Origin of the sequence: Azospirillum sp. A1-3 (assembly GCF_023806445.1) — a bacterium.
Classification (GTDB): Bacteria; Pseudomonadota; Alphaproteobacteria; order Azospirillales; family Azospirillaceae; genus Azospirillum.
In genome coordinates, this window is the sequence record NZ_JAMSLU010000005.1 from 617,614 (window position 1) to 643,723 (window position 26,110).

Genomic DNA, 26,110 nt, shown 5'->3' on the forward strand with positions numbered 1-26,110 from the left:
AATCAAGCCGTCCGGCCGGTGCTAGGTGATGGTCCTGTGCAGCGGTGGAAATGAACGCCGCCGCAGCACCAGACACCCGGATCGCACCAAGGACAGCCACGATGAATTCGAAAATGCTTCTGCTGGCCGCCGGCCTGCTGTTCGCCGCCATCCCTACCGGCCATGCCGCCGAGACGGCAGCCACACAGTCGGTCACCCAATCGGCAGCCCAACCCGCCGCGGCCGGCGTCTACCGCTTTACCGTCGGCGATCTCCGCATCACCGCGCTCAGCGACGGCACGCTACCTCTCGGCATCAAGCCGCTGGTCAAGGGGCTGCCGCTGGAGCGCATCGACGCGCTGTTGGCTGAACGGTTCGAGCGCGATCCGTTGGAAACCTCCATCAACGCCTTCCTGATCGACGCCGGGTCGCGCCTGCTGCTGGTCGATACTGGGGCGGGCCAGCTGTTCGGACCCTATGGCGGCAAGCTTCCGGTCAGTCTGGCCGCGGCCGGCTACCGACCGGATCAGGTGACCGACATCCTCCTCACCCACATCCACACCGATCATTCCGGCGGGCTGGCGCTGGACGGGCGGATGGTGTTTCCGAACGCCACCCTTCATGTCGGGCAGGCCGATCTGGACTTCTTCCTCAACCGCGACAACACGGCCAAGGGTTTGCAGCCCCGACACTATGACGAGGCGGTCGCCACCGTCGGCCCCTATGTCAAGGCCGGCAAGGTCAAGCCCTTCACCGGGCAATCCGAAATCCTGCCGGGGGTCACGGCGATTCCCACCCCCGGCCACACGTCCGGCCATGCCTTCTACCGGGTGACCAGCCGCGGCGAGACCATCGAGTTCTGGGGCGATATCATCCATGTCGGCCCGGTGCAGTTCCCGCATCCGGAAGCCACCGTCGCCTTCGACATCGACCAGGACGCCGCACGCGCACAGCGTCTGAAGCGCTTCGCCCAGGAGGCGGACAGCGGCCAACTGACCGCCGCCGCCCATCTCAGCTTCCCCGGCCTCGGCCGTCTGCGGCGCGACGGCGAGGCCTATCGTTGGGTGCCGGTTGAATACCGCAACCGCGAGTGAGGCCGGCTAAAGCGCCGCCAGCACCTCGTCCAGCGTGGCGAGGAACAGCCGGGCGTCGTCGGCCGAGAACACCAGCGGCGGCCGGATCTTCAGGATGTGCCCCTCCTGTCCGGTCGCGCTGATCAGCACCCGGCGGCGCCGCATGTCGTTAACCACGCGGGCGGTTTCCTCCGGGGCGGGAGTCTTCAGCTTGCGGTCGCGCACCATCTCGACGCCGATGAACAGGCCGCTGCCGCGCACGTCGCCGATCAGTTCGTGCTTGGCGGCGAGCGCGCGCAGGCCCTCGATCATCTGCGTGCCGACGGTCAGGGCGTTCTCCTGCAGCCGTTCCGCCTTGATGACGCGCAGCACGGCGAGCGCCACGGCGCAGGACACCGGGTTGCCGCCGAAGGTGTTGAAATAGCGCTGGCTGCGGCCGAACGCCTCGATCACCTCCGGCCGGAACACCGCCCCCGCCACCGGATGGCCGTTGCCCATCGGCTTGCCGACCGTCACGATGTCGGGCACCAGCCCATGGCGCGCGAAGCCCCACATGTGGGTGCCGAGCCGGCCGAAGCCGGGCTGGACCTCGTCGGCGATGAAGATGCCGCCGGCCTTGCGCATCGCCTCCACCGCCGGGGCGAGGAAGCCGGCCGGATCGGTGAAGACGCCGCTGCTGGAGAAGATGGTGTCGACCAGCAGCGCCGCCGGGGCGATGCCCTTCTCGCGCAGATCGGCGATGGCCTCCTCGACCGAACGGGCGAAGGCGGCGCCGATCTCGGCCTCCGGGATGCGGTAGCTGTCCGGGGCCGGCACGACGCGGACATGGTCGCCCAGCTTCACCGCACCGCCCAGCGACGGCGACATCTCCGCCAGCGCCGAGGTGACGCCGTGATAGGCGTTGTGCGCGATGACGACACCGGTGCCGCCGGTGTGATGGCGGGCGACGCGCAGGGCCAGATCGTTGGCCTCGCTGCCGGTGCAGGTCAGCATCAGATGCGACAGCGGCGCCGGGAACTCAGCCAGGAAGGCTTCAGCGAAGTCGAGGATGCCGTCGGTCAGATAGCGCGTGTGGGTGTTCAGCACGGCCGCCTGCTTCGCCATCGCCTCCACCACCTCCGGTCGGCAATGCCCGACCGAGGCGACGTTGTTGTAGGCGTCGAGATAGCGGTTGCCGTCCGCGTCGAACAGATACGAACCCTCCCCCCGCACCACATGGATCGGGTCGGCGTAGAACAGCCGGTAGGCCGGGCCGAGCAGCTTTTCGCGGCGGGCGATCAGGGCGCGCTCGCGCTCCGGCAGGGAACCGGCGGAGTCGGGCGCATAGGCGTTGATCATGGTCATGACGGGTCACACTCTCTGGCAGGCGCGATGGAGCAGACGACGCGCGGTGGCGGCCTCGTCGCCGGTCAGCTTTTCCAGGCCGGCGAAGGCGCGTTCGGCATTCCGCAGGATGTAGGCGGCGTTGGCCGGATATTCGGCAGCCCGCCAGCCGGTGATGGCGATGGTGAGGGCAAGGCGGGCGGCCACCAGATCGGGCAGCAACTCCACCTCGTCCGCCGTCAGCGGCAGCACGGCACTGTAGGCACCGGTCATCTCGACCACGGAGCCGAAGGGCGTCTCGCCGCTGGTGACGTGGTAGGCGAGGGCCGTCGCCAGATCGTTGACCAGCGGCGCCCTCAGCGCGTCGCCGAAGTCGATGATGCCGGTGACCTCCTCATGCCCGACCGGATCGACCACCGCGTTGTGCGGGTTGAGGTCGTTGTGGATCACCTGATGCCGCAGGGTGGGCAGCCGCGGCGCCACCTGATCGGCGAAGCGGGCGATGAAGCGCTCCACCATCCCGCGGCGCGGGCCGTCCGCCAGATAATGCAGCCGGTCGGCGACGCTGGCGGTGCGCGTGATGTCCCACAGCAGGTCGCGCTCCGAGCCGGGATGCTCGTAGTCGGCCAGCGCCAGATCCAGCCGGGCCAGCGTCGTGCCCAGCGCCCGCATCTGCCCCGGTGAGGCCGGCGCCGCGTGGAGCGGCGTGCCGTCGAGATAGGTCAGCAGGCGGAGGATCATGGCGTGGCCGTCGACCCGGACCGTCGCCTGCGCCTCTCCATCCAGCGTCGGCACGACGCGCGGCACCGGCAGGGCCGGGTCGCGGACGGCCACATGCTGCATCGCCCCGGTCTGGAAGCTGGTGACCAGCGCCGGTTCCGCCGGGTTGGTGAACTTCAGCACATACCCTTTCCCATCGGGGGTGATGATGTGGAAGTTGCGGTCGCGCTCGCTGCTCAGTTCGCGGATGCTGCCGGTCACCCCGAAGCACCGCTGCATCATGGCGCCGGCCTCGATCGCGGAGATCGGCGGTGCGGCGGTGGTCAGAACATCAGGCTGCGTCATGACCGCACTCTCCTCGTTGCTCGAAGCTTTCAATGTTTGATGCATCATCGTCATGAACGAACCGGCCTCGGTAACCGATAAATGGGGAAAGGCTTCAGGAAACCAGCGCCCTGCGCGCAGGGGCAGGGGCAGGGGCGGGATTGGCGGTCGCGCCGTCGATCCGCTCCAGGATCGGGCCGCTGGCCAGCAGGATGTCGGCCTGGATGGCGTGGGCGGCGGCCAAGCCGTCGTGACGGCGGATGGCCTCCATCAGCGGGTAATGGTGGTCGATCATCGTGCGTCCGGCGCCGCCATAAACATCGGCGATCAGCGGTCCCATCTGGAGCCAAAGCCGCCGCAGAATGTCGCCGAGCACCGGCATGTCGGCGATTTCCGACAGCTTGAAATGGAAGATCTGGTTGAGTTCGGTGGCCCGCGCGGTGTCGCCGGCGGTCATCGCATCCTCATTGTGCTTCAGCAGGGCTTCCAACAGCGCGATCTCGGCCGGCGTGGCCTTTTCCGCGGCGCGCGCGGCGGCGAGCCCTTCGAGGTTGACGCGGATATCCCGGATCTCAAGATAGGCGGCGCGGGTCAGCATCGGAACGCGGATGTCGCGCGGCGAGCGCAGCACCAGGGCCTGATCCTGCACCAGACGGAGGATGGCGTCGCGCACCGGGGTGACGCTCGTCCCCAGCCGTTCGGCCAGATCGCGGATCTTCAGCCGATCGTTCGGCTTGAACACGCCCTTCATCAGAGCCTCGCACAGCCGCTGGTAAATCGTGCTGCCGAGATTGTCGTGTTCAAGAAGGGTGAGGTCGAACCCGCTCATCGTCTGCCCTTCACCCGTCGTCCGCTTTTGCTGTATGATGCATCATATTGAGACGAGAGCGGGCTGAGGTCAAGTGCCGTCGCACGTCATGTCCGTACCTGCCCGACGGAAGGCACAAGAGGGAGAGAGCGCATGAATGCCGAGACGACCGCCGATAGGACGGCAAGCTCGCAAGGGCCGCGCATCGCGCTGATCCATGCGCTGGAGGAATCGGTGGCTCCGGCGCGGGCCGCCTTCCGCGCGCATTGGCCGGAGGCGCGGATCTTCGACTTTCTCGACACCTCGCTCGCCGTCGATCTGGCCGAGGCCGGCCGGCTCGACGAGGCGATGATGGAGCGCTTCCGGACGCTGGCCGACTATGCGGCCGGCACGGTGGGAGCGGGCGGGCGGACGGCGGGGATTCTGTTCACCTGCTCCGCCTTCGCCCCGGCCATCGACGCGGTCAAGCCGCGCCTGCCGATCCCGGTTCTGCGGCCGAACGAGTCGGCATTCGAGGCGGCGATAGCGATCGGCAGCCGGATCGGCATCGTCGTCAGCTTCGGCCCCTCCGCCGACTCGCTGCGCACCGAGCTGCTGGCGATGGCCGAAGCCGCCGGCCGCCGGATCGAGGTCACCGTCGCCATCGCCGACGGCGCGCTGGCCGCACTGAAAAGCGGTGACGGCGACGACCATGACGACCGTGTGGCTCAGACCGCCGGGCAGCTGGCGGGCTGCGATGTCGTCATCCTCGGCCAGTTTTCGATGGCGCGTGCCCAGGCGAGGCTGCAGCCGCTGCTGGCCGTCCCGGTGCTCACCACGCCCGCGGCGGCGGTGGAGGCGTTGCGCCGCCTGACGGCACCGCCGTTCCCTCATACATGAAGGTCATGATCTTCGGGCCCGGCAGATGGCTTTCCGTCAGGTTGGTGATCTCGAAACCGGCCGCGCGGATCAGGTCGTCCATCTTGCGGTCCAGATGGCAGCCGCCCGAACAGCGCGACCACAGCGGCGTCAGGCGATGCTGCCAGCGCCGAACGGCGGGAGCCGGGGCAAGGCCATGCTCGACGAAGCGCAACTCCCCGGCCGGCTTCAGCACCCGGCGCGCCTCCGTCAGGGCGGCGGACGGGTCGGGTATGCTGCAGAGGGACCAGGTCACGACCACGGTGTCGAAGCTGTCGTCCTCGAACGGCAAGCGTTCCGCCGTCTGTTCCACCAAACTCACCGGACGGGGCGACTGCGCCGCGGCGTGGCGGGCCATGGCGAGAAGTTCGGCGGAGGGATCGACTCCGACGATCTCTTCGGCCGCCGCGCCATAGAAGGGCAGGTTGCGGCCGGACCCGATGCCGATCTCCAGAACACGCCCGCGCGCCTCCCCGGCGACCCTGGAGCGGGCCTCCGCGAGCAGCGCCTGCCCCATGACCCAGTTGATCAGCCGGGGCAGGATGTGGTGGCTGTATATGGCCATGGTCTCCTTGCCTTTCACGTGAACCTGTCACTTGAACATGGGACGGCTCAGAGCGCCTCCTGCATCTCGAACAGCTGTTGAACGGCGTCGGCAGTGCGCTGGTAGTGATCCCTCAGGGCCGCCACCGCCTCTTCGGCATTGCGGTCTATCGCGCAGGTCATGATCCGCTCATGCTCGCGAACCACATCGCGGTCCTGTTTGGGCACGCTGACCGACAGGCGGCGGTACCGGTCGGCCCGGACGAACAGCTTCTCGCACAGTTCGATCAGGATCGGCGACCCGCAGGCCGAGATCAGGATGCGGTGGAAATCGGCATGCCGCAGGTCCCAATCCTCGCGGATGACGGTCGGCAGGTCGTCGCGTTCGCGGGGCAGGCGCGACATCATGTGGTGTGCCGCCAGCAGCCGGCCTTCCCATTCCGAGTCGCCCAGTTCGATCGACAGGCGCAGCGCCTCGCCCTCCAGCAGCTTGCGGGTGGCGACGATGTCCAGCAGATCGGCGACCGATAGCGGGGCCACCGAAAAACCGCGGTGATCGTCCGAGACGGTGAAGCCTTCCGCGGTCAGCCGGACCAGGGCCTCGCGCACCGGCGAAACGCTCATGCCGCACAGCGCCTGCAATTCGGCGAAGCGCAGGCGCTGGCCGGGCTGCAGCACGCCGGACCGGATGGCCCGGTGAATGACGGCATAGGCATCGCCCGCCAGTGTGCGTGCCTCGGCACGGTCCTTCATGACTGCTCCCTCCAAACCGGCACCCACATTTTCGAAAATCCTATCCTCATTCGAAAACCATTGACAGCATATATGATCCGTGGAAACTGTATGTTAACGCAGCAATCCTGAAAAGATGACCACAAAGCTGGTCGGCGCAAGGAGACGACGTTTTGAAACTCGTTCGCTTCGGGGCTCCGGGAGAAGAGAAGCCGGGCCTGATCGACAAGGACGGTTCCATCCGGGACTTGTCGTCGGTTGTCAAGGACATCGACGGTTCTTCTCTGAATAAAAGCAGCCTGGAGAGGCTCCGGTCCATCGCGGCCGATGACCTGCCGCTGGTCTCGGGCGCGGTGCGGTTGGGACCGTGCGTGACCGGTGTCGGCAACTTCATCGCCGTCGGCCTGAACTATGCCGACCATGCGGCGGAAAGCGGCATGCCGGTCCCGGCGGAGCCGGTGCTGTTCAACAAGGCGCCGTCCTGCATCGTCGGCCCGGACGACACCGTGCTGATCCCGCCGGGGTCGGAGAAAACCGACTGGGAGGTCGAACTCGCCATCGTCATCGGCGAGCGCGCCTCCTACGTGTCGGAGGCCGACGCGCTGAATTACGTGGCCGGCTATTGCGTGTGCAACGACGTGTCGGAGCGCGGCTATCAGCTGGAGCGCGGCGGCGGGCAATGGACGAAGGGCAAGGGCTGTCCGACCTTTGGTCCGCTCGGCCCCTGGCTTGTCACCAAGGACGAGGTGGAGGATGTCCACAACCTTGCTATGACGCTGTCGGTCAACGGCCAGACCATGCAGAACGGCTCCACCCGGACGATGGTCTTCCAGGTGCCGTTCCTGGTTTCCCACATCTCGCAGTTCATGACGCTGATGCCGGGCGACGTCATCACCACCGGCACCCCGCCGGGCGTCGGCATGGGCATGAAGCCGCCGCGCTACCTGAAGCCGGGTGACAGCATCCGCGTCGAAATCCAGGGGCTGGGCGTGCAGAACCAGCGCGTCGCCGCCACCTGACCTGACATCCGGGCCGCGATCCGTCGCGGTCCTTCTTTTCCGGCGACGCGCGGGTTCGGTCTCCAGTTCGGCCACCCCGCCCGTCCCGGCCTTTCGGCGTCCCATCGCCGCCATTCCAGTCAATGCAGAAAGCGGGAACTCGCCGTAGCGCGGGATTGCGCCCGCTCATCCATCCGAGATTTGTGGCCAAGGTTTGTGGCCGGGATTTGTGGAGGACACGCCCCATGAACATAAAAGACAGAATGGATCGGATTCCCGGCGGCCTGATGCTGGTGCCGCTGCTGCTCGGTGCACTGTGCAAGACCTTCGTGCCGGAGGCGCCCGCCTATTTCAAAGGCTTCACCCAGGGGATCATGACCGGCGTGGTGCCGATCCTGGCGGTGTGGTTCTTCTGCATGGGCGCGTCGATCAAGCTGAGCGCCACCGGAACGGTGCTGCGCAAATCCGGCACGCTGGTCCTGACCAAGCTGATCGCCGCCTGGATCATCGTGCTGGTGATGTCGCAGTTCATCCCGCCCGAAGGCATTCACACCGGATTCTTCGCCGGACTGTCGATCCTGGCCATCGTCTGCGCCATGGACATGACCAACGGCGGGCTCTACGCCTCGCTGATGCAGACCTACGGCACCAAGGAGGAGGCCGGCGCCTTCGTGCTGACCTCCATCGAATCCGGTCCGCTGATGAGCATGATCATCCTCGGCGCGTCCGGCGCCGCGCATTTCGAACCGCAGATCTTCATCGGCGCCGTGCTGCCCTTCCTGGTCGGCTTCGCGCTCGGCAATCTGGATCCGAAGCTGCGCGCCCTGTTCGCGCCGGGCGGCCAGCTGATGATCCCGTTCTTTGCCTTTGCGCTCGGCAACACCATCAATCTCGGCACGCTGTTCTCGCCGCTGCTCGGGCTGGGCGTATTGCTGGCGCTCGGCGTCATCGTGCTGACCGGCATTCCGCTGATCCTGGCCGACAAGATCATCGGCCGCGGCACCGGCACCGCCGGCATCGCCGCCTCCTCCACCGCCGGCGCGGCTGCCGCCAACCCTGTGGCGATCGCCGCCGTCGCCCCGCAATTCGCCCCCGCGGCAGCCGATGCCACCGTGCTGGTGGCGATCTGCATCATCGTCACCTCCGTCGCCGTGCCGATCATCACCGGCCTCTGGTACAAGCGATTCGGCCAGGGACTGGCGGAGACGAACCGTGCCGACACCCCGCTGATGCCGGTCGGGGCGACACCGGTGGACTGACGCCGCGACCATCCTTCCACAAGAATCGTTACCCCACGCATCACGTCCCGTTTTCAGGAGTTGGACCATGACCGGAAAGCTGACCGGCAAGACCGCCGTCATCACAGGCGCGGCCCAGGGGATCGGCCGCGCGACCGCCGAATTGTTCGCCCGCGAAGGCGCGAACGTCGTCGCCACGGACGTCAACGGCGCCAAGCTCGCCGAACTGGCAGGGCAGGGGATCGAAACGCGGGTGCTGAACGTGCTTGACGATCAGGCGGTGCGGTCGGTCCTGGGCGAGATCGGCCGCGTCGACATCCTGTTCAATTGCGCCGGTGTGGTCCACAACGGCACGATTCTGGAGATGACCGACGATGAGCTGGAATTCGCCCTCGACCTCAACGTCAAGGCGCTGGTCCGCACCACGAGAGCGGTGCTGCCCGCCATGCTGGAACACGGCGACGGTTGCATCATCAACATGTCGTCGGTGGCATCCAGCGTGAAGGGGGTGCCCAACCGCTTCGCCTACACCACCACCAAGGCGGCGGTCATCGGGCTGACCAAGTCGGTCGCGGCCGACTATGTGGCGAAGGGCATCCGCTGCAACGCCATCTGTCCGGGCACGGTCGAATCACCGTCGCTGCAGGAGCGGCTGTCGGCCCAGGGCGATTACCAGGCCGCCCGCGCCGCCTTCATCGCCCGCCAGCCGATCGGCCGCATCGGCCAGCCCGAGGAGATCGCCGAACTGGCGCTTCACCTCGCGACCGCGACCTACACCACCGGCCAGATCCACATCATCGACGGCGGCTGGGCGATGTAGAGGACGTCACGACAGGTGCGATCCCCCGGCCCAGGCCAGCGTAAGCCCGAGCCCCTGCAGGGCATGGACGCCGACATAGATCCCGACCAGGATGATGACGGCGCTGGACAGGTAGGGGGCACGCCGCGCGAATTTGCCGAAGGCGTCCGACCAGCGCCGTTCGGCATGGCGCATGCCCAGCGCGGCCACCGCCCCGGCGGCCACCAGGGTCAGGGCCAGACCGATGCTGAAGCAGACGACCAGCGCGGCGCCGAGCGTGACCTCCTTCAACTGGAGGCACAGCAGCAGAACGGTGATGGCCGCCGGGCAGGGGATCAGTCCACCAGTCAGGCCGAACAACACGATCTGTCCGGTGGTGACGTGCCGGCCGGCGAAGCGGCGCTGGATATCGCTGGCATGCGCCCGTTCATGCGCGTCCTGATAGCCTGACTGTCCGAGGTCCAGTGCGCCGGCGGGAGCATGGGTATGCCCGCCGTGGCTGTGACTGTGACCGTGATGAGCATGCTCATGGTCATGGCCATGATGATGGTGAGCATGTCCGGCCGTCTCGTGCCGCTGGTCCCGCCATGTCCGCGCAGCCATCCACAGCGCCACCGCGACGATCAGCACCGCCGAGGCGAGCTGGAAATAGGGCTCGGTCGTCTCGGCATTCCAGCCGCGGCCGATCCACATCCCTCCCAGCGCCACGGCCCACACCACCGCCGTATGCGACACCGTCGCGGCCAGACCGAGCAGGACCGCCTGGCCGACGGTGCCACGGATGGCGACGATGAAGGCCGCCATCATCGTCTTGGAATGGCCTGGCTCCAACCCGTGCAGCGCGCCAAGCAGGATGGCGCTGGGGATGAACAGCCAGGCATTGGCGGCGCCTTGCTGCAGAAGGGCGGAGAACTCGGGCATCGCGGGTCTCTACAGGTATTTCGTGATCGCCTTGAACTCCGCGATCGATGCCCGCGCCTCGGCGGGCGTGGCGTCGACCGCCGCGTCCAGGCAGTGATCCAGATGGTCGTGGATGAGCACCTTCTTGGCCTCGCGCACGGCGCTTTCCACCGCATGCAGTTGCTGGGCGAGGTCGAGGCAGGGCCGGCCGGCTTCGATCATCTCGATGATGCCGCGCAGATGCCCATCCGCCCGCTTGAGGCGCTTGAAGATGTCGGGGTGGCTGTGGTGAGTGCTCATGCCGAAATGGTATCCCCCCGGATAGGATATGGCAAGGCCGATGACGGCGCCGGCCGATCCGCTGCTTGTGCTTTGATGGCGCAGCATGTCGGGCGGAGTTGACCGCGCCCCTGATCTTGCTCTATCCCCCTGGATAGGATCGCCTCGGTGACGCGCGGGCCGGGCATCCGCACCCGCCGATCCGACGGAGGTCTTATGGATGATTTCGCCGGTCTGGCCGGCCTGTTCAGCGCCGCGCTGGTGGCGGCGACGATCCTGCCGGCCCAGTCGGAGGTGATTCTGGCCGGCATGCATATGGCCGGGACCCATTCGGCGTCGACGCTGGTGCTGGTCGCCACCGCCGGCAATGTGCTGGGGTCGGTGGTGAACTGGCTGCTCGGCCGCTACCTGATCCACTTCCGCGACCGCCGCTGGTTTCCGGTCAAGGCCTCGCTGATCGACCGCGCCACCGCCTGGTATCAGAAATGGGGGGTGTGGTCGCTGCTGCTGGCCTGGGCGCCCTTCATCGGCGACCCGCTGACCCTGGTCGCCGGCATCCTGCGGGAGAATTTCTGGGTGTTCCTGCTGCTGGTGACCATCGGCAAGGCGGCCCGTTACGTGGCGCTGGTGGTCGCCTTCTGATAGCTTCGCTGCATTTTAACCGAGGACCAACGATGTCGTCTTGCCCCTGCGGCTCCGGCCGTTCCTTCGAAGACTGCTGCGGCCCCATTCTGGCCGGGGAGCCGGCGCCGACCGCCGAAGCGCTGATGCGGTCCCGCTACACCGCCTTCGTCCGCCACGAGCTGGACCATGTCGAGCGCACCCATGCTCCGGAAATCCGCGACGACTTCAACCGCGGCGAGGCGGAGCGGGTGGCGGAGGAGTCGGAGTGGCAGCGGCTCGACATCCTGCGCGCCAGCGAGGAGGGCGACAGCGGGGTGGTGGAGTTCCAGATCCATTTCCGTAAGGACGGCAATGACATGCGCCACCACGAGCGGGCGAGCTTCCGCCGGGAGGATGGGCGGTGGCTCTATGTCAGTGGCGAGGTCAACCCGAAGGGCGAACCGCGCCGCGTGGTCAAGGTCGGGCGCAACGAGCCCTGCCCCTGCGGATCCGGCAAGAAATACAAAGCCTGCTGCGGCAAGTGACCGGAGGGGCGCCGCCATGGAACCGCGTTTCTCCTGCACCGCCTGCGGCAAATGCTGCCACGGCTGGCTGCCGCTGACGCTGTCGGATGCCGTCGCCCATGCCGGCCGCTTCCCGCTGGCGATGGTGTGGACGCCGGTGCGGTCGAACGCCCGGTCCTATGAATTGGCGACCCGGCTGGGCGCCACGGTGCGGCTGCCCAACCGCAAGACGGTGGCGGTGCTGATCGTGCCGACCGCCTATCTGCCGACCTCCTTCCCCTGTCCGGAACTGCAGGACGATGGGCTGTGCGGCATCCATGAGACCAAGCCGTCGCGCTGCCGCACCATGCCCTTCTACCCCTACCGCGAGGAGAAGGATCAGGCCGACCTGCTGATCCCGCGCAAGGGCTGGCAGTGCGACACCTCGGCCACGGCGCCGGTCGTCTATGCCGATCACGCGATCCTCGACCGCACGGATTTCGACCGCGAGCGGAGCGATCTGCTCGACCAGGCACCGGCGATCCAGCGTTACGCCGACTATATGCTGAAATACATGCCGTGGATCGTCGACGAGTTGGCGAAGCTGGCGGGCAAGCCGACCGGCGGCAATCTGGTCACCAGCCTGTCCTCCTTCCTCACCGCCACGCGCCGGCCGGATGCCGTGGACATCGCCGCCGCCCAGGCCCCGCTGTTCCGGGCGATGGCGGAGCGGACGAAGGACGATCCGGCCTTGCGTGACTACCACCGCAATTACAGCGGATGGGCCAAGGAGATGGAGGGGCTCGCCCGGCGGAAGTAGCCCCCCGATCTTTTCCGTCAGAGTTCGGCCGCGACCGCCTTCACCGCCTTGGCGGTGGCGGACACCACGATGTCGGCCTCCTCCCGCGTCAGGCAGAGCGGCGGGGCGAAGCCCAGGATGTCGCCCTGCGGCATGGCGCGGGCGATGACGCCCCGTTCCAGCAGTGCGGCGGACAGGCGCGGCCCGACCTTCGCCTCGGCGGGGAAGAAGCGGCGGTCATCCTTGTCGGCGACGAACTCCACCGCCGCCAGCATGCCCTCGCCGCGCACATCGCCGACCATCGGATGTCCGCCCAGCGCGTCGGTCAGCGCGGCGCGGAGATAGCCGCCGGTCTCGCCCGCGTTGGTCACCAGATCGAGCGTGTCGATCAGTTCCAGGTTCGCCACCCCGGCGGCGGCGCAGAGCGGATGGGCCGAATAGGTCCAGCCATGGCCGATCGGTCCAAGCTGGTCGGAGCCCTGTTCCAGCACCTTCCACACCCGATCGCCGACGATCACGCCCGACAGCGGCGCATAGGCGGAGGTCAGGCCCTTGGCGATGGTGATGAGGTCGGGCTTGATGCCGTAATGGTCGGAGCCGAACATGCTGCCGAGCCGGCCGAACCCGGTCACCACCTCGTCGGCGATCAGCAGGATGTCGTACTTGTTCAACACCGCCTGGATCTTCTCCCAATAGCCGGCGGGCGGCGGGACGATGCCGCCGGTGCCCAGCACAGGTTCGCCGATGAAGGCGGCGACCGTCTCCGGCCCCTCCGCCAGGATCATCGCCTCCAACTGGTCGGCGCAATGCTGGGAGAACTGCTCCTCGCTCATGCTGCGGTCGGTGCGGCGGAAGTAATAGGGGGCTTCGGTGTGCAGCACCGGCGGGCGCGGCAGGTCGAAGGCCTTGTGGAACAGCTCCAGCCCGGTCAGGCTGCCGGTCATCACCCCCGACCCGTGATAGCCGCGCCAGCGCGAGATGATCTTTTTCTTCTCCGGCCGGCCGAGGATGTTGTTGTAATACCAGACCAGCTTGATGTTGGTCTCGTTCGCGTCCGATCCCGACAGGCCGAAATAGACGCGGGACATTCCGGCGGGCGCGCGGTCGATGATCATCTTGGCAAGCGTGATCGACGGCTCGCTGCCATGCCCGACATAGGCATGGTAATAGGCGAGCTTGCCGGCCTGCTCGGCGATGGCGTCGGCGATCTCGCGGCGGCCATAGCCGACATTGACGCAATAGAGGCCGGCGAAGGCGTCCAGGCTGCGCTTGCCGTCACGGTCGGAGATGTAGACGCCTTCGCCGCCGGTGACGACGCGGGTCGGCGTGTCGCCGCGGGCATGTGCCGCCATGTGGGTCGACGGGTGGAAGAAATGGTCGCGGTCCCAGGCGGTCAGCTCGTTGGTCAGGTCGGTCATGACGTTTCTTTCCCGATATGAGTCTTGGTTCAGGCGGCGTCGAGGCAGACGTATTTCAGCTCGGTGAAGGCCTCCAGCCCATGGCGCGAGCCTTCGCGGCCGAGGCCGGATTGCTTGATGCCGCCGAAGGGAACCGGCGCGCCGGTGATCTTCACCCGGTTGACCGCCACCATGCCGTATTGCAGTGCCCGCGACAGGCGCAGGATCCGGCCGGCATCGCGGGTCACCAGATAGGCGACGAGGCCGTATTCGGTGTCGTTGGCGCGGGCCACCACCTCCGCCTCGTCATCGAAGGGCAGGATCGCGGCAACCGGGCCGAAGGTTTCCTCGCGCAGGATCAGCGAGTCCGGCGCCACGTCGGCCAGCACGGTCGGGCGATAGAACAGCGGGCCGGCGGGATCAACCTCGCCGCCGGTCAGGCAGCGGGCGCCGCGATCCACCGCATCGCGGACGTGGCGTGCGCATTTGACGACCGCACGCTCGTTCATCAGCGGTCCGATCTGCACCTCCGACTCCAGCCCCGGCCCGACGCGCAATGCGGCACTGCGGGCGGTGAAGGCGGCGCAGAAGGAGTCGTAGAGCGGGCGCTGCACATAGATGCGGTTGGCGGCGAGGCAGTCCTGGCCGGAGGTGGCGAACTTCGCGTCGATGGCGATGTCCACCGCCCGCTGCAGGTCGGCGTCGGCGAAGACCAGCAGCGGCGCATGGCCGCCCAACTCCATCACCAGTCGCTTCATGGTCGGGGCGCAACGCGCGGCGATGCGGCTGCCGATTTCCGTGGAGCCGGTGAAGCTCATGGCGCGGACGCGGGCGTCGTCGCACAGCGCGCCGACCAGCGGCTCCGGATCGCCGGTCAGGACATTGAACACGCCGGCCGGGATGCCCGCCCGCTCCGCCAGTTCGGCCAGCGCCAGCGCCGACAGCGGCGTCTCGGAGGACGCATGCGCCACCACGGTGCAGCCCGCCGCGAGCGCCGCCGCCGCCTTGCGCGTCAGCATGGCCGACGGGAAGTTCCACGGCGTCGCCATGCCGACCACGCCCAGCGCTTCCCGCCGCAGCAGCATTTCGGCGCCGGGCAGGTGGCTGGCGATGCTTTCGACGCCCACCCGCTTGGACTCCTCCGCGTACCACTCGACGAAGGAGGCGGCATAGTCGATCTCCCCCCGCGATTCGGCGAGCGGCTTGCCCTGCTCCAGCGTCATCAGCAGGGCGAGGTCCTCCTTGGCGGCGGTGATGCGGTCGAACCAGTCGCGCAGGCGGGCGGCGCGGTCCTGCGGCAGCCGGGCGCTCCAGGCCGGGAACGCCGCCGATGCCGCGGTGACGGCGGCGGTGGCCTGGGTGGCGTCCAGCGCCGCGACCTGGGCGAGCGTCCGTCCGCTGGCAGGATCGGTCACCGGAAAGGTGGCGCCGTCGGGTGCCGCGGTCCAGCGTCCGCCGATATAGGCGAGCTCGCGCAGCAGCCGGCGGTCGGTCAGGCGGCTGACGGCGTCGTGACGGTCCAGGCGGGACAGCTGCGCGGTCATGGACACCTCCGGGAAACAGGTTGGGCGCCGAAGCGCCGGTGTTCCGGAGTCTAGCGGTGATGCGGTGGAGACTGTGTCCGAACTGGGCCGGTGTGGCGGAGAGTGTCTCTTTGCCGGGGCAGGGTGGAAGAGAAAGTCTCCGTCAGGGCGAAACGGACCCGCCCGGTTCCTCCATCAGCGCCTCAAGCGGCATCGCCGCATCGTCCTTCACCGTCCGCGTCACGATGTAGGTGAAATAGCGGTCGATCCCGGCATCGCCCTCCAGCAGCCGGTCGATGATCCGCTGATAGGCATCGACGTCGCGCGCCACCACCCGCAGGACGTAATCGAGCCCGCCGCCGACCGACCAGCAGGAGACGATGCCGGGTTCCGCCCGCACCGCCCGTTCGAACCGGTCGAAATCGGCCTGCCGGTGGCTGCCCAGCGTCACCTCCACCAGCGCCATGGCGAAGGGTGTCACCTGCCGCAGCGCCAGCCGGGCGTGATAGCCGGTGACGATGCCGGCCTCCTCCAACCGGCGCAGCCGCACCCAGCAGGGCGTCGGCGACAGCCCCACCCGGTCGGCCAGCGCCAGCTTGGTGATGCGGCCGTCACGCTGGATTTCCGACAGGATGCGCAGGTCGATGGGATCGAGCTTCAGGTCAGGCATGGGGCCGGCCGCCTCTGGAAAAGTGACAACCGACGATGTCCATGCTTTCCGGGATTGTCAAATGTGATGATTTCCAGCAGAAATGTTGCATGACAAAGTGGCACCCCGATGCATCGGCTTTGAGCAGGCCTGTCTATCTCTCGCTGGCCGATCAGGTGCAGCGGGCGATCACGCAAGGCCAACTGGCGGTCGGCGACCAGCTGCCCACCCACCGGCAGCTTGCCGACGAATTGGGCATTTCCGTCCAGACCGTCAGCCGCGCCTATGAGGAGCTGATCCGGCGCGGCCTGATCAGCGGGGAGACCGGGCGCGGCACCTTCATCCGCGCCGCGCAAACCGAAGTCGATCCGCCCTACATCCCTCAGCGCACCGACGAGGTGATCGACCTGTCGATCCTGAAGCCGGTGTGCGAGCCGCTGCATGTGGAGGCGATGCGGCAGGCGCTGGTGGAGTTGTCCGCCAGCCTGCCGCCCGCCGTGGTGCTGTCCTTCCGTCCCAACACCCTGTTCGCCCGCCACCGGGCGACGGCGGTGTCCTGGCTGCGCCATTGCGGGGTGGAGACCACGGCGGCCAACGTCACCCTGACCAACGGCGCCACCGCCGGCATGACCATCGCCCTGATGGCCGCCGCCCCACCGGGATCGACCGTGGTGACGGAGGAGGTCGGGCACCACACGCTGCTGCCGCTCGCCTCCTATCTCGGCATCAAGCTGCGCGGCGTCGCCATCGACGAGGAGGGAATCCGTCCCGACGCGCTCGACGCCGCCTGCCGCGACGGCACGGCGAAGGCGCTATTCGTCATGCCGAACCCGATTAACGCCACCGCCACCCACATGGGCGAGGCCCGGCGGGCCGAGATCGCGCGGCTGGCCCAGCGCCACAATTTGTCGATCGTCGAGAACGACCCGCTCGGCCCCCTGCTGAGCGACCGCCGACCGCCGCTGGCGGCCCTGGCGCCGGAACGGACGCTCTACGTCACCAGCTTCACCAAGACGGTGATGCCGGGCCTGCGCACCGGCTATCTGGTGGTTCCCGACCGGCTGCTCGCCGCCGTCACCAACCGCCATCTGGTGACCAACTGGATTGCGACGCCCATCGTCGCCGAGATCGCCACCCGCTGGGTCGAAAGCGGATTCGCGATGGAGATGGTGGAGTGGCAGCGCAAGGCGCTGCACCGCCGCCACGCCCTGGCTGCGGAGATCCTGAAGGGCATCCCCCACCGCAGCCATCCCGAAGGGCTGCATCTGTGGCTGCCGCTGGGCGAAGGACGGCCGGAGGCGACCTTCGTGTCGCATGCCCGTCATCAGGGGGTGGCGCTGGCGCCCGGATCGGCCTTCGCCATCGGCCCCGGCACGCGGCCGGACGCGCTGCGCGTCTCCATCGGCTCCACCACCGAGGCGGAGCTTCACGCCGGCCTGCGCGTGATCGTCAATCTGCTGAACAGCGATCCGGAGCCGGTGCTGCTGGCGATCTGAAGAGAGCAGAGGTAAGACTCTCCAGAATTGTCATGATTTTATTTTCCGGATTGACATGATTTAAGCGGTCCCGCATCGTTCACACACATCCACGGTCGCCAACCATTGCAAGGGAAGACCGGTGTGACCGACACAATCATCGACATCGACTGCGTCACGAAGCGCTACGGCTCGCACACCGTGCTGAAAGACTTGTGCTTTTCAGTCCGGCCGGGTGAGAAGCTGGCGCTGATCGGCCCGTCCGGCTCCGGCAAGACCACGATCCTGCGGACGCTGATGACGCTGGAGACCATCGAAAGCGGCACCATCCGCATCGATGGCGAGCACCTGTTCCAGATGGAACGCAACGGCCGTCTGGTCCCCGCCGACGAGGCGCATCTGCACCGGATGCGGACCAAGATCGGCATGGTGTTCCAGCTGTTCAACCTGTTCCCGCACAAGTGCGTGCTGGACAACGTCACACTGGCGCCGATGCTGACCAAGGGCGTCAGGAAGGCGGATGCCGAACGCCGGGCGATGGAACTGCTGGACCTCGTCGGCCTCGCCGACAAGGCCCGCGCCATGCCGGCCCAGCTGTCCGGCGGCCAGAAACAGCGGGTGGCCATCGCCCGCGCCCTGGCGTTGCAGCCCCGGATCATGCTGTTCGACGAGGTGACCTCGGCGCTCGACCCCGAACTGGTGGAAGAGGTGCTGAGCGTCATGCGGATGCTGGGGTCCACCACTGACATGACCATGCTGCTGGTGACCCACGAGATGAGCTTCGCCCACGATTTCGCCGACCGCGTGCTGTTCTTCGACCGCGGCCGCATCGTGGAGGAGGGGCCGCCCGACGTCCTCTTCACCAACCCGTCGCATGAGCGGACCCAGGCCTTTTTGAAAAAGATCATCGCCGCCGGCCAGCGCATCTGACGGCGTCCGTTACCGCTTTTTCCCCGAACGCAGGAGATCTCGGCTTCATGGCTGATTGGGCCGGCTATATGGGCTTGATGCTGGACGGCGCGCTGGTGACGGCGAAGCTGACCGTGCTCGGCTGCGCGCTGGCACTGCCGGCCGCCTTCCTCGCCGGACTGGGCCGGCTGTCGCGCTTCTCCGCCATACGCGCCGCGTCGGTCGCCTATATCGAGTTCTTCCGCGGCACCTCGATCTTCGTCCAGCTGTTCTGGGCCTATTTCGTCCTGCCGCTGATGGGGGTGACGCTGACGCCGCTGCAGGCCGGCGTGCTGGCGCTGGGGCTGAATGTCGGCGCTTATGGCGCGGAGGTGGTGCGGTCGGCGGTGCAGTCCATCGGCCGCGAACAGCACGAGGCCTGCGTCGCCCTGAACCTGACGCGCTGGCAGAGCCTGCGTCACGTGCTGCTGCCGCAGGCGGCGGTGGTGATGGTGCCGACCTTCTGCAACAACGCCATCGAGTTGCTGAAGGCGACCTCGGTGGTGTCGCTGATCTCGCTCAGCGACCTGACCTTCCAGGCGCAGGTCGTCCGCTCGCAGACCGGCAGCACCGCCATGCCCTTCCTGACCGTCCTGGTCATCTACTTCGCTTATGCCAGCCTGATCTCGTTCGGCATGAAGGCCCTGGAGCGCCGCATGACCCGCGGCCTCGACGGGCTGCGCACTTAAGGAAACCCGCCATGGAATGGGATTGGGAGTTCGTCCGCGAGATCATGCCGACGCTGCTGGACGGCCTGCGCATCACGCTGCTGGCCACGCTGCTCGGCTCCATCCTCGCCGCCGCCGCCGGGTTGGGCTTCGCCCTGCTGCGCCGGTCGAAGAGCCGGGCGGTGGCGCGCACGACCGGTTTCGTGGTGGAGTTCATCCGCGGCACGCCGCTGCTGGTGCAGCTGTATTTCCTGTTCTACGTGCTGCCGGAACTGGGACTGCTGCTGTCGCCGCTGACCGCCGGAGTGGTCGGATTGGGGCTCCATTACGCCACCTACACGTCGGAGGTCTTCCGCGCCGGCATCGACAACACGCCGCGCGGCCAGTGGGAGGCGGCGAAGGCCTGCAATCTCACGCCTTACCAGACCTGGCGGCATGTGATCCTGCCGCAGGCGATCCCGCCGATGATCCCGGCGCTGGCGAACTATTTCGTCGCGATGTTCAAGGAAACGCCGCTGCTCTCCGCCATCACGGTGATCGAACTGATGAGCGAAGCCCGCAGCGTTGCCAACAGCAACTACCGCTATCTGGAGCCGATGACGCTGGTCGGCATCCTGTTCCTGTGCATCAGCCTGATCGCCGTGCCCGCCCTGCACATGCTGGAACGCCGGTTCCGGCCGACCCGCTGATACGCTGACTCTGGAGTTCCCGAGCCATGTCCTCCATTCCCATCCTGCGCTCGGCCACCGCACTGGCCTTCGACGACCGCCCGGTCGAAAAGCGCGTCGGCCTCGTCGTGCTGGCGACCGACCACACGACCGAGCCGGATTTCCGCCGCATGGTCGCGAGCGAACGCATCGGCGTCTACACCGCGCGCATTGCCTACGCCAACCCGACGACGCCGGAGAATCTGCGCCGCATGCAGCCGCGCCTCGCCGAAGGGGCGGCGCTGATCCTGCCCGACGAGCCGCTCGACGCCATCTGCTATTCCTGCACCTCGGCCAGCGTCGTCATGGGCGACGACGCCATCGAGAAGGCCATTGCTTCGGCAAAGCCGGGCGTTCCCGTCATCACGCCGCCCGCCGCCGCCCGCCGCGCCCTGACGGCGTTCGGCGCCCGGCGCATCGCCGTGCTGACCCCCTACACCGAACAGACCAGCCGGCCGATGGCCGCCTATTTCGCCGAGCATGGCTTCGACATCGCACGCTTCACCTGTTTCGGGCTGGACGACGACCGCGAGATGGCGCGCGTCGCGCCGGCCAGTCTGGTCCGCGCCGCCATCGACGCGATGGCGCCAGATGCCGACGCGCTGTTCATCTCCTGCACCGCCCTGCGCTCGGCCGGCGTCGCCGCCGAGATCGAGGCCGCCATCGGCCGCCCCCTCGTAACCAGCAACCAGGCCACCGCCTGGGCCACCCTGCGCCTGTGCGGCGACGACCGGCCCCGGCCGGAAAGCGGGCGGCTGATGACCCTTCCCTTGCCGGCAGAGGCTTGGTCATGAGCGGGCAGGACATCGGCCTGGAGGATGTCTTCCGCGCCCGCGCGCGGCTGGCCGGGCGGATCGCGGCGACGCCGACCGTCGCCTCGCCCAGCCTGACCGCCCACTGCGGTGCACCGGTATTCCTCAAGCTGGAAACCCGCCAGACCACCGGCAGCTTCAAGCTGCGCGGCGCCACCAACGCGCTGTCGGCCCTGCCGCGCGACGCGCTGGCGACGGGGGTCGCGGCGGCGTCCACCGGCAACCACGGCCGGGCGCTCGCCCATGCCGCCGCGCAGGCCGGAATCCGCTGCGTCGTCTGCATGTCGGCGCTGGTACCATCCAACAAGGTCGAGGGCATCCGCGCGCTGGGCGCCGAGATCCGCATCGTCGGCCGCTCCCAGGACGACGCCCAGGTCGAGGTCGACCGGCTGGTCCGCGAGGAGGGATTCGCCACCGTCCCGCCCTTCGACCATGCCGACGTCATCGCCGGGCAGGGCACGCTGGGGCTGGAGATCATCGAGGCGGTTCCCGACGCCGAACTGCTGCTGGTGCCGCTGTCGGGCGGCGGCCTGATCGCCGGCGTGGCGCTGGCGGCCAAGGCTCTGCGGCCTGGATTGCGGGTGATCGGCGTCTCGATGGAACGCGGCGCCGCCATGCATGCCAGCCTGAAGGCCGGACGCCCGGTCCAGGTCGAGGAGCTGGAGACGCTGGCGGACTCGCTCGGCGGCGGCATCAGCCTCGACAACCGCTACACCCACCGCATCGCCGCCAGCCTGCTCGACGACGTGGTCCTGTTGACCGAGGCGGAGATCGCCGCCGGCATCGAGCACGCCTATTCCGCCGAGCAGGAGATCGTCGAGGGCGCCGGCGCCGTCGGCATCGCAGCATTGCTCGCCGGCAAGGTGACGCCGCGCGGCCCCACGATCGCGCTGCTGTCCGGCCGCAACATCGCCATGGACCTGCACCGCCGCATCATCACCGGAGCCTATTCATGCCCCGCATGACCATCCTGACCGAGGCGGAGCTACGGCGGATCGTTCCGCTCGACCGTGATGCCGTCGCCTGCGTCGAGGACGCCTTCCTGGCGCTTGCCACCCGCCCGGTGGCGATGCCGCCGATCCTGCGGCTCGACATCCCGGAATTTCGGGGCGAGGTCGACGTCAAGACCGCCTATGTCCCCGGCCTCGACGGCTTCGCCATCAAGATCAGCCCCGGCTTCTTCGGCAACCCGGCGCTCGGCCTGCCCAGCGTCAACGGCCTGATGGTGCTGCTGAGCAGCCGGACCGGTCTGGTCGAGGCCCTGCTGCTCGACAACGGCTATCTGACCGACGTGCGCACCGCCGCGGCGGGAGCGGTTGCAGCCAAGCATCTGTCGCGCCCCGACAGTACCGTCGCCGCGATCTTCGGCGCCGGCGTGCAGGCGGCGTTGCAGATGGAGGCGCTGACCCTGGTCCGCCCGATCCGCGAGGCCCGCATCTGGGCGCGCCAGCCCGAGCGCGCCGCCGCGACCGCCGCCCGCCTGTCGGAACGGCTGGGCTTCCCCGTACGCGCCGCGGAGGAGGGCAGGGCGGCAGTCGCCGGCGCCGACATCGTCGTCACCACCACCCCGGCCGACCGGCCGATCCTGATGGCGGACTGGCTCGAACCCGGACAGCACGTCACCGCCATGGGGTCGGACGCCGAGCACAAGAACGAACTCGATCCCGCCATCCTGTCCCGTGCCAACCTCTATGTCGCCGACCGCCTGACACAGACCCGCCGGCTGGGCGAACTGCATCACGCGATTGCCGCCGGCACGGTTGCCGCCGACCGCGAGTTCCCTGAACTGGGCGCCGTCATCGCCGGGCAGGCCGCGGGCCGTCCGTCCACCGATGCCATCACCGTCTGCGACCTCACCGGAACCGGGGTGCAGGACACCGCCATCGCCACGCTGGCGCGCGGCCGGGCCCTGGCGGCCGGCGCCGGCACCGCCTTCGACGCCTGATCCTTCTTTTCCCATGCCCCTCCTCTTACGAGAGAGACTCCCGACATGCTGGAACCGACGCTGAACTTCAGCCGGGCCGAATATGCCGCACGGCTCGACAAGACCCGTGCCGCCATGGACAAGGCCGGCATCGAGCTGCTGATCGTCACCGATCCGTCGAACATGGCCTGGCTGACCGGCTATGACGGCTGGTCCTTCTATGTCCACCAATGCGTGATCGTGCCGCCGCACGGCGAGCCGATCTGGTACGGCCGCGGCCAGGACGCAAACGGCGCCAAGCGCACTGCCTATCTGGCCCATGACAACATCATCGGCTACCCCGACCACTACGTGCAGTCGACCGAACGCCACCCGATGGACCTGCTGTCGACGATCCTGGCGGATCGCGGCTGGGACGGGCTGACCATCGGCGTCGAGATGGACAATTACTGGTTCACCGCCGCCGCCTACCAGTCGCTGACCACCCATTTGCCGAACGCCCGCTTCAAAAACGCCACGGCGCTGGTCAACTGGCAGCGCGCGGTGAAGAGCCCGCAGGAACTCGACTACATGCGCAAGGCCGCGCGCATCGTCGAGGCGATGCACGCCCGCATTGTCGAACGGGTCGAGCCGGGGATGCGCAAATGCGACCTCGTCGCCGAGATCTACGACGCCGGCATCCGCGGCATCGGCGGGGCGGACGGCTTCGGCGGCGATTATCCGGCCATCGTCCCGCTGCTGCCGTCGGGGGCCGACGCCTCGGCGCCGCACCTGACCTGGGACGACCGGCCGATGAAGCTGGGGGAAGGGACCTTCTTCGAGATCGCCGGCTGCTACAAACGCTACCACTGCCCGCTGTCGCGCACCGTCTTCCTCGGCACGCCAACCCAGGCCTTCCTCGATGCCGAAAAGGCGACGCTGGAGGGGATGGAGGCCGGACTCGCCGCCGCCAAGCCGGGCAACAGCTGCGAGGACATCGCCCACGCCTTCTTCGCCGTCCTGAAACGCTACGGCATCACCAAGGACAACCGCACCGGATACCCGATCGGCCTCAGCTATCCGCCGGACTGGGGCGAGCGCACCATGAGCCTGCGCCCCGGCGACCGCACCGAACTCCAGCCCGGAATGACCTTCCACTTCATGACCGGCCTGTGGCTGGAGGATATGGGGCTGGAGATCACCGAGAGCATCGCCATCACCGACTCCGGCGTCGAATGCCTCGCCAATGTGCCGCGCAAGCTGTTCGTGAAGTCCTGACCATGGCGCCCGTCACACTTGCCCCGTCCCCGATAACCCCGACGGTCGATTTCGACCGCGACGGCGTGCAGCACGGATTTTTGCGGCTGCCCTACAGCCGCGACGATTCGGCTTGGGGATCCGTGATGATCCCCATCACCGTGGTGCGCAACGGCAGCGGGCCGACCGCCCTGCTGACCGGCGCCAACCATGGCGACGAGTATGAGGGCGCGGTCGCCCTGTTCGACCTCGCCCAGACTCTGAACGCCGACCGGGTCGCCGGCCGCGTCATCATCGTCCCGGCGATGAACTACCCGGCCTTCCAGGCGGGAACCCGCACCTCGCCCATCGACAAGGGCAACCTGAACCGCAGCTTTCCCGGCCGCCCGGACGGCACGGTGACGCAGAAGATCGCCGATTACTTCGCCCGCGAACTCCTGCCGCTGGCCGATCTGGTGATGGACATCCATTCCGGCGGCCGGACGCTGGACTTCGTTCCCTTCGCCGCCGCCCACATTCTGCCCGACAAGGACCAGGAGGCGCGCTGTTTCGCTGCCGTAGCCGCCTTCGCCGCGCCCTATTCCATGCGCATGCTGGAGATCGACGCGGTCGGCATGTACGACACAGCGGCGGAGGAGCTGGGCAAGACCTTCGTCACCACCGAACTCGGCGGCGGCGGCACCGGCCGGGCGGAGACCATCGCCATCGCCAAGCGCGGCGTCTGCAACGTCCTGCGCCACGCCGGTATCCTGACGGATGGTCAGGCGTCGGACGGTCAACCGGCGGAAGCCAGCCGCTGGCTCGACATGCCGTCGGCCGACTGTTTCCGCTTCGCCGAGGACAGCGGCCTGATCGAGGCCTGCGTCGATCTGGGCCATCCGGTGCGCAAAGGCGATCTGCTCGCCCGCATCCACCCCATCGGCCGCACCGGGCTGGCGCCTTCCGAATACCGGGCGGCGCTGGACGGCATCCTGGCGGCCCGCCATTTCCCCGGCCTCGTCAAGGCCGGCGACTGCATCGCGGTGGTCGGAACGGTCGAGGACTGACCGCCGCCTTTTGGAACCCGCCTCGGCAGAAGGCGGGCATGTTGCAAGAACGGTAACGACACCGACGAAACAGGGGCCGGCGCCCCGATGGGAACGCCGGCCGGGCACTCACCAAATCACGAAAGAGGGACGGCCGACATGAAACACGTCAAGATCGCCAAAAGCCTCGGCATCGCCGCTGCGCTCCTCACGCTCGCCGCGCCGGCCTTCGCCGCCGACACGCTGGAGACGCTGCGCGAACAGGGTTTCGCCCGCATCGGCATCGCCAACGAACCGCCCTACACCGCCGTCAAGCCGGACGGCACCGTGTCGGGCGCCGCCCCCGACGTCGCCCGCGCAGTGATGAAGAAGCTGGGCGTCAACGACGTCGTCGCCTCGATCTCCGAATATGGCGCGATGATCCCCGGCTTGCAGGCCCGCCGCTTCGACGTCGTCACCGCCGGCCTGTTCATGAAGCCGGAGCGCTGCAAGGCCGTCGCCTATTCCGAACCGATCCTCTGCGATGCCGAATCCTTCGCCCTGAAGAAGGGCAACCCGCTGAAGCTGACCTCCTACGAGGACATCGCCAAGAACCCCAACGCCAAGATCGGCGCCCCCGGCGGCGGCACCGAGGAGAAGCTGGCGCTGCAGGCCGGCGTGCCGCGCGACCGCGTGATCGTGGTCCCCGACCCGCAGAGCGGCCTGAAGATGCTGCAGGACGGCCGGATCGACGTCTATTCGCTGCCGGTCCTGTCGATCCATGATCTGGTCGGCAAGGCCAACGACCCGAACATCGAGGTGGTCGCCCCGGTCAAGGGCGCCCCGGTCTATTGCGACGGCGCCGCCTTCCGCAAGCAGGACACCGCGCTGCGCGATGCCTTCGACAAGGTGCTGGCCGAGATGAAGGCGTCGGGCGAGTTCGCCAAGATCATCGAACCCTACGGCTTCTCCGCCGAAGCCGCGAAGCAGACCTCCCGCGAGAAGCTCTGCGCCGCATCCAACTGATCGGGCCGGCCGGCGTCCGGGAAATCTTCACATGGCCCGAGGAGGGTGGCGAGCCCGGCAGGCACCGCGATGCCGGGCTTCGCCTCCACCGGTTCCGCTCCGCGCCGGCCGGCAGGCGGAACCGCTCCGGCAGAGCGCAACCACCGGCAGCACCCTAGTTTAGACGTTAATGCTCTGGTAACGGCCCGACCTGCATTCTTTTGTCGAGCACGACTGCACGCTC

The 26,110-nt window shown here is 68.0% G+C and carries 28 protein-coding genes; 18 read left to right on the top strand and 10 right to left on the bottom strand.

The window, feature by feature from the left end; translation table 11 throughout:
- The first annotated feature begins 101 nt into the window (after nucleotides 1-101).
- A complete protein-coding gene (locus M5E06_RS27405; protein ID WP_252140946.1) occupies nucleotides 102-1,073 on the top strand; it encodes an MBL fold metallo-hydrolase in 972 nt (323 codons plus the stop codon).
- A 6-nt stretch (nucleotides 1,074-1,079) separates the two neighbouring features.
- Here M5E06_RS27405 and M5E06_RS27410 read toward each other — a convergent pair whose 3' ends face one another.
- The 3 genes from M5E06_RS27410 to M5E06_RS27420 form a co-directional block, all read right to left on the bottom strand.
- Nucleotides 1,080-2,396, bottom strand: coding sequence for an aspartate aminotransferase family protein (locus M5E06_RS27410; protein ID WP_252140947.1), 1,317 nt, complete (start codon nucleotides 2,394-2,396; stop codon nucleotides 1,080-1,082).
- A 6-nt stretch (nucleotides 2,397-2,402) separates the two neighbouring features.
- A complete protein-coding gene (locus tag M5E06_RS27415; protein ID WP_252140948.1) occupies nucleotides 2,403-3,440 on the bottom strand; it encodes a phosphotransferase in 1,038 nt (345 codons plus the stop codon).
- Nucleotides 3,441-3,534: 94 nt separating this feature from the next.
- Nucleotides 3,535-4,248 (bottom strand): GntR family transcriptional regulator, encoded by a 714-nt coding sequence (locus tag M5E06_RS27420; protein WP_252140949.1) that lies wholly within the window; start codon nucleotides 4,246-4,248, stop codon nucleotides 3,535-3,537.
- A 132-nt stretch (nucleotides 4,249-4,380) separates the two neighbouring features.
- Here M5E06_RS27420 and M5E06_RS27425 point away from each other — a divergent pair, with 132 nt between their 5' ends.
- A complete protein-coding gene (locus M5E06_RS27425) occupies nucleotides 4,381-5,106 on the top strand; it encodes an aspartate/glutamate racemase family protein (protein WP_252140950.1) in 726 nt (241 codons plus the stop codon).
- On the opposite strand, the gene M5E06_RS27430 is transcribed toward M5E06_RS27425, so the two are convergent.
- On the bottom strand, nucleotides 5,039-5,689 hold the full coding sequence (locus M5E06_RS27430; protein WP_252140951.1) for a class I SAM-dependent methyltransferase: 651 nt from the start codon (nucleotides 5,687-5,689) through the stop codon (nucleotides 5,039-5,041). The genes M5E06_RS27425 and M5E06_RS27430 overlap by 68 nt on opposite strands.
- Nucleotides 5,690-5,736: 47 nt before the next feature.
- On the bottom strand, nucleotides 5,737-6,420 hold the full coding sequence (locus tag M5E06_RS27435; protein ID WP_252140952.1) for a GntR family transcriptional regulator: 684 nt from the start codon (nucleotides 6,418-6,420) through the stop codon (nucleotides 5,737-5,739).
- A gap of 152 nt (nucleotides 6,421-6,572) precedes the next feature.
- On the opposite strand from M5E06_RS27435, the gene M5E06_RS27440 reads away from it, so the two are divergent.
- The 3 genes from M5E06_RS27440 (at nucleotide 6,573) to M5E06_RS27450 (ending at nucleotide 9,455) form a co-directional block, all read left to right on the top strand.
- A complete protein-coding gene (locus M5E06_RS27440) occupies nucleotides 6,573-7,418 on the top strand; it encodes a fumarylacetoacetate hydrolase family protein (RefSeq protein WP_252140953.1) in 846 nt (281 codons plus the stop codon).
- Between the two features lie 242 nt (nucleotides 7,419-7,660).
- A complete protein-coding gene (locus M5E06_RS27445) occupies nucleotides 7,661-8,656 on the top strand; it encodes a 2-keto-3-deoxygluconate permease (protein WP_252140954.1) in 996 nt (331 codons plus the stop codon).
- Between the two features lie 67 nt (nucleotides 8,657-8,723).
- Nucleotides 8,724-9,455 (top strand): SDR family oxidoreductase, encoded by a 732-nt coding sequence (locus M5E06_RS27450; RefSeq protein ID WP_109156305.1) that lies wholly within the window; start codon nucleotides 8,724-8,726, stop codon nucleotides 9,453-9,455.
- 6 nt (nucleotides 9,456-9,461) lie between these two features.
- On the opposite strand, the gene M5E06_RS27455 is transcribed toward M5E06_RS27450, so the two are convergent.
- Together M5E06_RS27455 and M5E06_RS27460 are read right to left on the bottom strand one after the other, a co-directional pair.
- Nucleotides 9,462-10,355 carry a nickel/cobalt efflux transporter gene (locus M5E06_RS27455; RefSeq protein WP_252140955.1) on the bottom strand — a complete coding sequence of 298 codons (894 nt, stop codon included), beginning with the start codon at nucleotides 10,353-10,355 and terminating at the stop codon, nucleotides 9,462-9,464.
- Between the two features lie 9 nt (nucleotides 10,356-10,364).
- Nucleotides 10,365-10,634 (bottom strand): metal-sensing transcriptional repressor, encoded by a 270-nt coding sequence (locus M5E06_RS27460; protein WP_252140956.1) that lies wholly within the window; start codon nucleotides 10,632-10,634, stop codon nucleotides 10,365-10,367.
- Between the two features lie 195 nt (nucleotides 10,635-10,829).
- Here M5E06_RS27460 and M5E06_RS27465 point away from each other — a divergent pair, with 195 nt between their 5' ends.
- Genes M5E06_RS27465 through M5E06_RS27475 form a run of 3 tightly spaced genes read left to right on the top strand, consistent with a single transcriptional unit; the run spans nucleotide 10,830 to nucleotide 12,539 of the window.
- Nucleotides 10,830-11,255: a YqaA family protein gene (locus M5E06_RS27465; protein ID WP_252140957.1), complete on the top strand. Its 426-nt coding sequence runs from the start codon at nucleotides 10,830-10,832 to the stop codon at nucleotides 11,253-11,255.
- A 32-nt stretch (nucleotides 11,256-11,287) separates the two neighbouring features.
- Nucleotides 11,288-11,761 (top strand): YchJ family protein, encoded by a 474-nt coding sequence (locus M5E06_RS27470; RefSeq protein ID WP_252140958.1) that lies wholly within the window; start codon nucleotides 11,288-11,290, stop codon nucleotides 11,759-11,761.
- Between the two features lie 16 nt (nucleotides 11,762-11,777).
- The gene (locus M5E06_RS27475) at nucleotides 11,778-12,539 is read left to right on the top strand and encodes a YkgJ family cysteine cluster protein (RefSeq protein ID WP_252140959.1); all 762 of its coding nucleotides are present in this window, start codon (nucleotides 11,778-11,780) and stop codon (nucleotides 12,537-12,539) included.
- A 17-nt stretch (nucleotides 12,540-12,556) separates the two neighbouring features.
- Here the strand turns inward: M5E06_RS27475 and M5E06_RS27480 are convergent, their stop codons facing one another.
- The 3 genes from M5E06_RS27480 to M5E06_RS27490 all read right to left on the bottom strand — a co-directional run bounded on the left by M5E06_RS27480 (nucleotide 12,557) and on the right by M5E06_RS27490 (nucleotide 16,108).
- Complete coding sequence (locus M5E06_RS27480; RefSeq protein WP_252140960.1) at nucleotides 12,557-13,936, bottom strand: aspartate aminotransferase family protein; 1,380 nt, start codon at nucleotides 13,934-13,936, stop codon at nucleotides 12,557-12,559.
- A 29-nt stretch (nucleotides 13,937-13,965) separates the two neighbouring features.
- Nucleotides 13,966-15,459 (bottom strand): NAD-dependent succinate-semialdehyde dehydrogenase, encoded by a 1,494-nt coding sequence (locus tag M5E06_RS27485; protein ID WP_252140961.1) that lies wholly within the window; start codon nucleotides 15,457-15,459, stop codon nucleotides 13,966-13,968.
- Between the two features lie 142 nt (nucleotides 15,460-15,601).
- Nucleotides 15,602-16,108 (bottom strand): Lrp/AsnC family transcriptional regulator, encoded by a 507-nt coding sequence (locus M5E06_RS27490; RefSeq protein ID WP_252140962.1) that lies wholly within the window; start codon nucleotides 16,106-16,108, stop codon nucleotides 15,602-15,604.
- A gap of 89 nt (nucleotides 16,109-16,197) precedes the next feature.
- Here M5E06_RS27490 and ehuR point away from each other — a divergent pair, with 89 nt between their 5' ends.
- From ehuR to ehuB, 10 genes are all read left to right on the top strand, one after another.
- Nucleotides 16,198-17,583: a MocR-like ectoine utilization transcription factor EhuR gene (gene ehuR / locus M5E06_RS27495; RefSeq protein WP_252140963.1), complete on the top strand. Its 1,386-nt coding sequence runs from the start codon at nucleotides 16,198-16,200 to the stop codon at nucleotides 17,581-17,583.
- Between the two features lie 123 nt (nucleotides 17,584-17,706).
- Complete coding sequence (gene ehuA / locus M5E06_RS27500; RefSeq protein ID WP_353654368.1) at nucleotides 17,707-18,492, top strand: ectoine/hydroxyectoine ABC transporter ATP-binding protein EhuA; 786 nt, start codon at nucleotides 17,707-17,709, stop codon at nucleotides 18,490-18,492.
- A 47-nt stretch (nucleotides 18,493-18,539) separates the two neighbouring features.
- Entirely contained in the window at nucleotides 18,540-19,199 is a 660-nt protein-coding gene (ehuC, locus tag M5E06_RS27505) for an ectoine/hydroxyectoine ABC transporter permease subunit EhuC (RefSeq protein ID WP_252140964.1), read from the top strand.
- 11 nt (nucleotides 19,200-19,210) lie between these two features.
- The gene (ehuD, locus tag M5E06_RS27510) at nucleotides 19,211-19,867 is read left to right on the top strand and encodes an ectoine/hydroxyectoine ABC transporter permease subunit EhuD (protein ID WP_252140965.1); all 657 of its coding nucleotides are present in this window, start codon (nucleotides 19,211-19,213) and stop codon (nucleotides 19,865-19,867) included.
- Between the two features lie 26 nt (nucleotides 19,868-19,893).
- Nucleotides 19,894-20,679: an ectoine utilization protein EutA gene (gene eutA / locus M5E06_RS27515; RefSeq protein WP_252140966.1), complete on the top strand. Its 786-nt coding sequence runs from the start codon at nucleotides 19,894-19,896 to the stop codon at nucleotides 20,677-20,679.
- Nucleotides 20,676-21,662, top strand: a complete 987-nt coding sequence (gene eutB, locus M5E06_RS27520) for a hydroxyectoine utilization dehydratase EutB (RefSeq protein ID WP_252140967.1) — start codon at nucleotides 20,676-20,678, stop codon at nucleotides 21,660-21,662. Before eutA ends, eutB begins: the two co-directional genes overlap by 4 nt.
- Nucleotides 21,650-22,642, top strand: coding sequence for an ectoine utilization protein EutC (eutC, locus tag M5E06_RS27525; RefSeq protein ID WP_252140968.1), 993 nt, complete (start codon nucleotides 21,650-21,652; stop codon nucleotides 22,640-22,642). The genes eutB and eutC overlap by 13 nt, the downstream gene beginning before the upstream one ends.
- Before the next feature lie 45 nt (nucleotides 22,643-22,687).
- The gene (doeA, locus tag M5E06_RS27530; RefSeq protein WP_252140969.1) at nucleotides 22,688-23,878 is read left to right on the top strand and encodes an ectoine hydrolase DoeA; all 1,191 of its coding nucleotides are present in this window, start codon (nucleotides 22,688-22,690) and stop codon (nucleotides 23,876-23,878) included.
- A gap of 2 nt (nucleotides 23,879-23,880) precedes the next feature.
- A complete protein-coding gene (gene doeB, locus M5E06_RS27535) occupies nucleotides 23,881-24,903 on the top strand; it encodes a N(2)-acetyl-L-2,4-diaminobutanoate deacetylase DoeB (protein ID WP_252140970.1) in 1,023 nt (340 codons plus the stop codon).
- A gap of 138 nt (nucleotides 24,904-25,041) precedes the next feature.
- A complete protein-coding gene (gene ehuB, locus M5E06_RS27540) occupies nucleotides 25,042-25,887 on the top strand; it encodes an ectoine/hydroxyectoine ABC transporter substrate-binding protein EhuB (protein ID WP_252140971.1) in 846 nt (281 codons plus the stop codon).
- Nucleotides 25,888-26,110 lie beyond the last annotated feature (223 nt).

Coding starts and splice junctions, on each gene's coding strand:
- M5E06_RS27490 (WP_252140962.1), bottom strand. CDS start 16,108: ATGCCTGACCTGAAGCTCGATCCCATCGACCTGCGCATCCTGTCGGAA.
- M5E06_RS27480 (WP_252140960.1), bottom strand. CDS start 13,936: ATGACCGACCTGACCAACGAGCTGACCGCCTGGGACCGCGACCATTTC.
- M5E06_RS27410 (WP_252140947.1), bottom strand. CDS start 2,396: ATGACCATGATCAACGCCTATGCGCCCGACTCCGCCGGTTCCCTGCCG.
- eutB (WP_252140967.1), top strand. CDS start 20,676: ATGAGCGGGCAGGACATCGGCCTGGAGGATGTCTTCCGCGCCCGCGCG.
- M5E06_RS27475 (WP_252140959.1), top strand. CDS start 11,778: ATGGAACCGCGTTTCTCCTGCACCGCCTGCGGCAAATGCTGCCACGGC.
- M5E06_RS27430 (WP_252140951.1), bottom strand. CDS start 5,689: ATGGCCATATACAGCCACCACATCCTGCCCCGGCTGATCAACTGGGTC.
- ehuR (WP_252140963.1), top strand. CDS start 16,198: ATGACAAAGTGGCACCCCGATGCATCGGCTTTGAGCAGGCCTGTCTAT.
- M5E06_RS27445 (WP_252140954.1), top strand. CDS start 7,661: ATGGATCGGATTCCCGGCGGCCTGATGCTGGTGCCGCTGCTGCTCGGT.
- M5E06_RS27435 (WP_252140952.1), bottom strand. CDS start 6,420: ATGAAGGACCGTGCCGAGGCACGCACACTGGCGGGCGATGCCTATGCC.
- M5E06_RS27450 (WP_109156305.1), top strand. CDS start 8,724: ATGACCGGAAAGCTGACCGGCAAGACCGCCGTCATCACAGGCGCGGCC.
- M5E06_RS27455 (WP_252140955.1), bottom strand. CDS start 10,355: ATGCCCGAGTTCTCCGCCCTTCTGCAGCAAGGCGCCGCCAATGCCTGG.
- ehuC (WP_252140964.1), top strand. CDS start 18,540: ATGGCTGATTGGGCCGGCTATATGGGCTTGATGCTGGACGGCGCGCTG.
- M5E06_RS27405 (WP_252140946.1), top strand. CDS start 102: ATGAATTCGAAAATGCTTCTGCTGGCCGCCGGCCTGCTGTTCGCCGCC.
- M5E06_RS27425 (WP_252140950.1), top strand. CDS start 4,381: ATGAATGCCGAGACGACCGCCGATAGGACGGCAAGCTCGCAAGGGCCG.
- ehuD (WP_252140965.1), top strand. CDS start 19,211: ATGGAATGGGATTGGGAGTTCGTCCGCGAGATCATGCCGACGCTGCTG.
- M5E06_RS27485 (WP_252140961.1), bottom strand. CDS start 15,459: ATGACCGCGCAGCTGTCCCGCCTGGACCGTCACGACGCCGTCAGCCGC.
- eutC (WP_252140968.1), top strand. CDS start 21,650: ATGCCCCGCATGACCATCCTGACCGAGGCGGAGCTACGGCGGATCGTT.
- eutA (WP_252140966.1), top strand. CDS start 19,894: ATGTCCTCCATTCCCATCCTGCGCTCGGCCACCGCACTGGCCTTCGAC.
- doeA (WP_252140969.1), top strand. CDS start 22,688: ATGCTGGAACCGACGCTGAACTTCAGCCGGGCCGAATATGCCGCACGG.
- M5E06_RS27420 (WP_252140949.1), bottom strand. CDS start 4,248: ATGAGCGGGTTCGACCTCACCCTTCTTGAACACGACAATCTCGGCAGC.
- M5E06_RS27460 (WP_252140956.1), bottom strand. CDS start 10,634: ATGAGCACTCACCACAGCCACCCCGACATCTTCAAGCGCCTCAAGCGG.
- ehuB (WP_252140971.1), top strand. CDS start 25,042: ATGAAACACGTCAAGATCGCCAAAAGCCTCGGCATCGCCGCTGCGCTC.
- doeB (WP_252140970.1), top strand. CDS start 23,881: ATGGCGCCCGTCACACTTGCCCCGTCCCCGATAACCCCGACGGTCGAT.
- M5E06_RS27465 (WP_252140957.1), top strand. CDS start 10,830: ATGGATGATTTCGCCGGTCTGGCCGGCCTGTTCAGCGCCGCGCTGGTG.
- M5E06_RS27470 (WP_252140958.1), top strand. CDS start 11,288: ATGTCGTCTTGCCCCTGCGGCTCCGGCCGTTCCTTCGAAGACTGCTGC.
- M5E06_RS27415 (WP_252140948.1), bottom strand. CDS start 3,440: ATGACGCAGCCTGATGTTCTGACCACCGCCGCACCGCCGATCTCCGCG.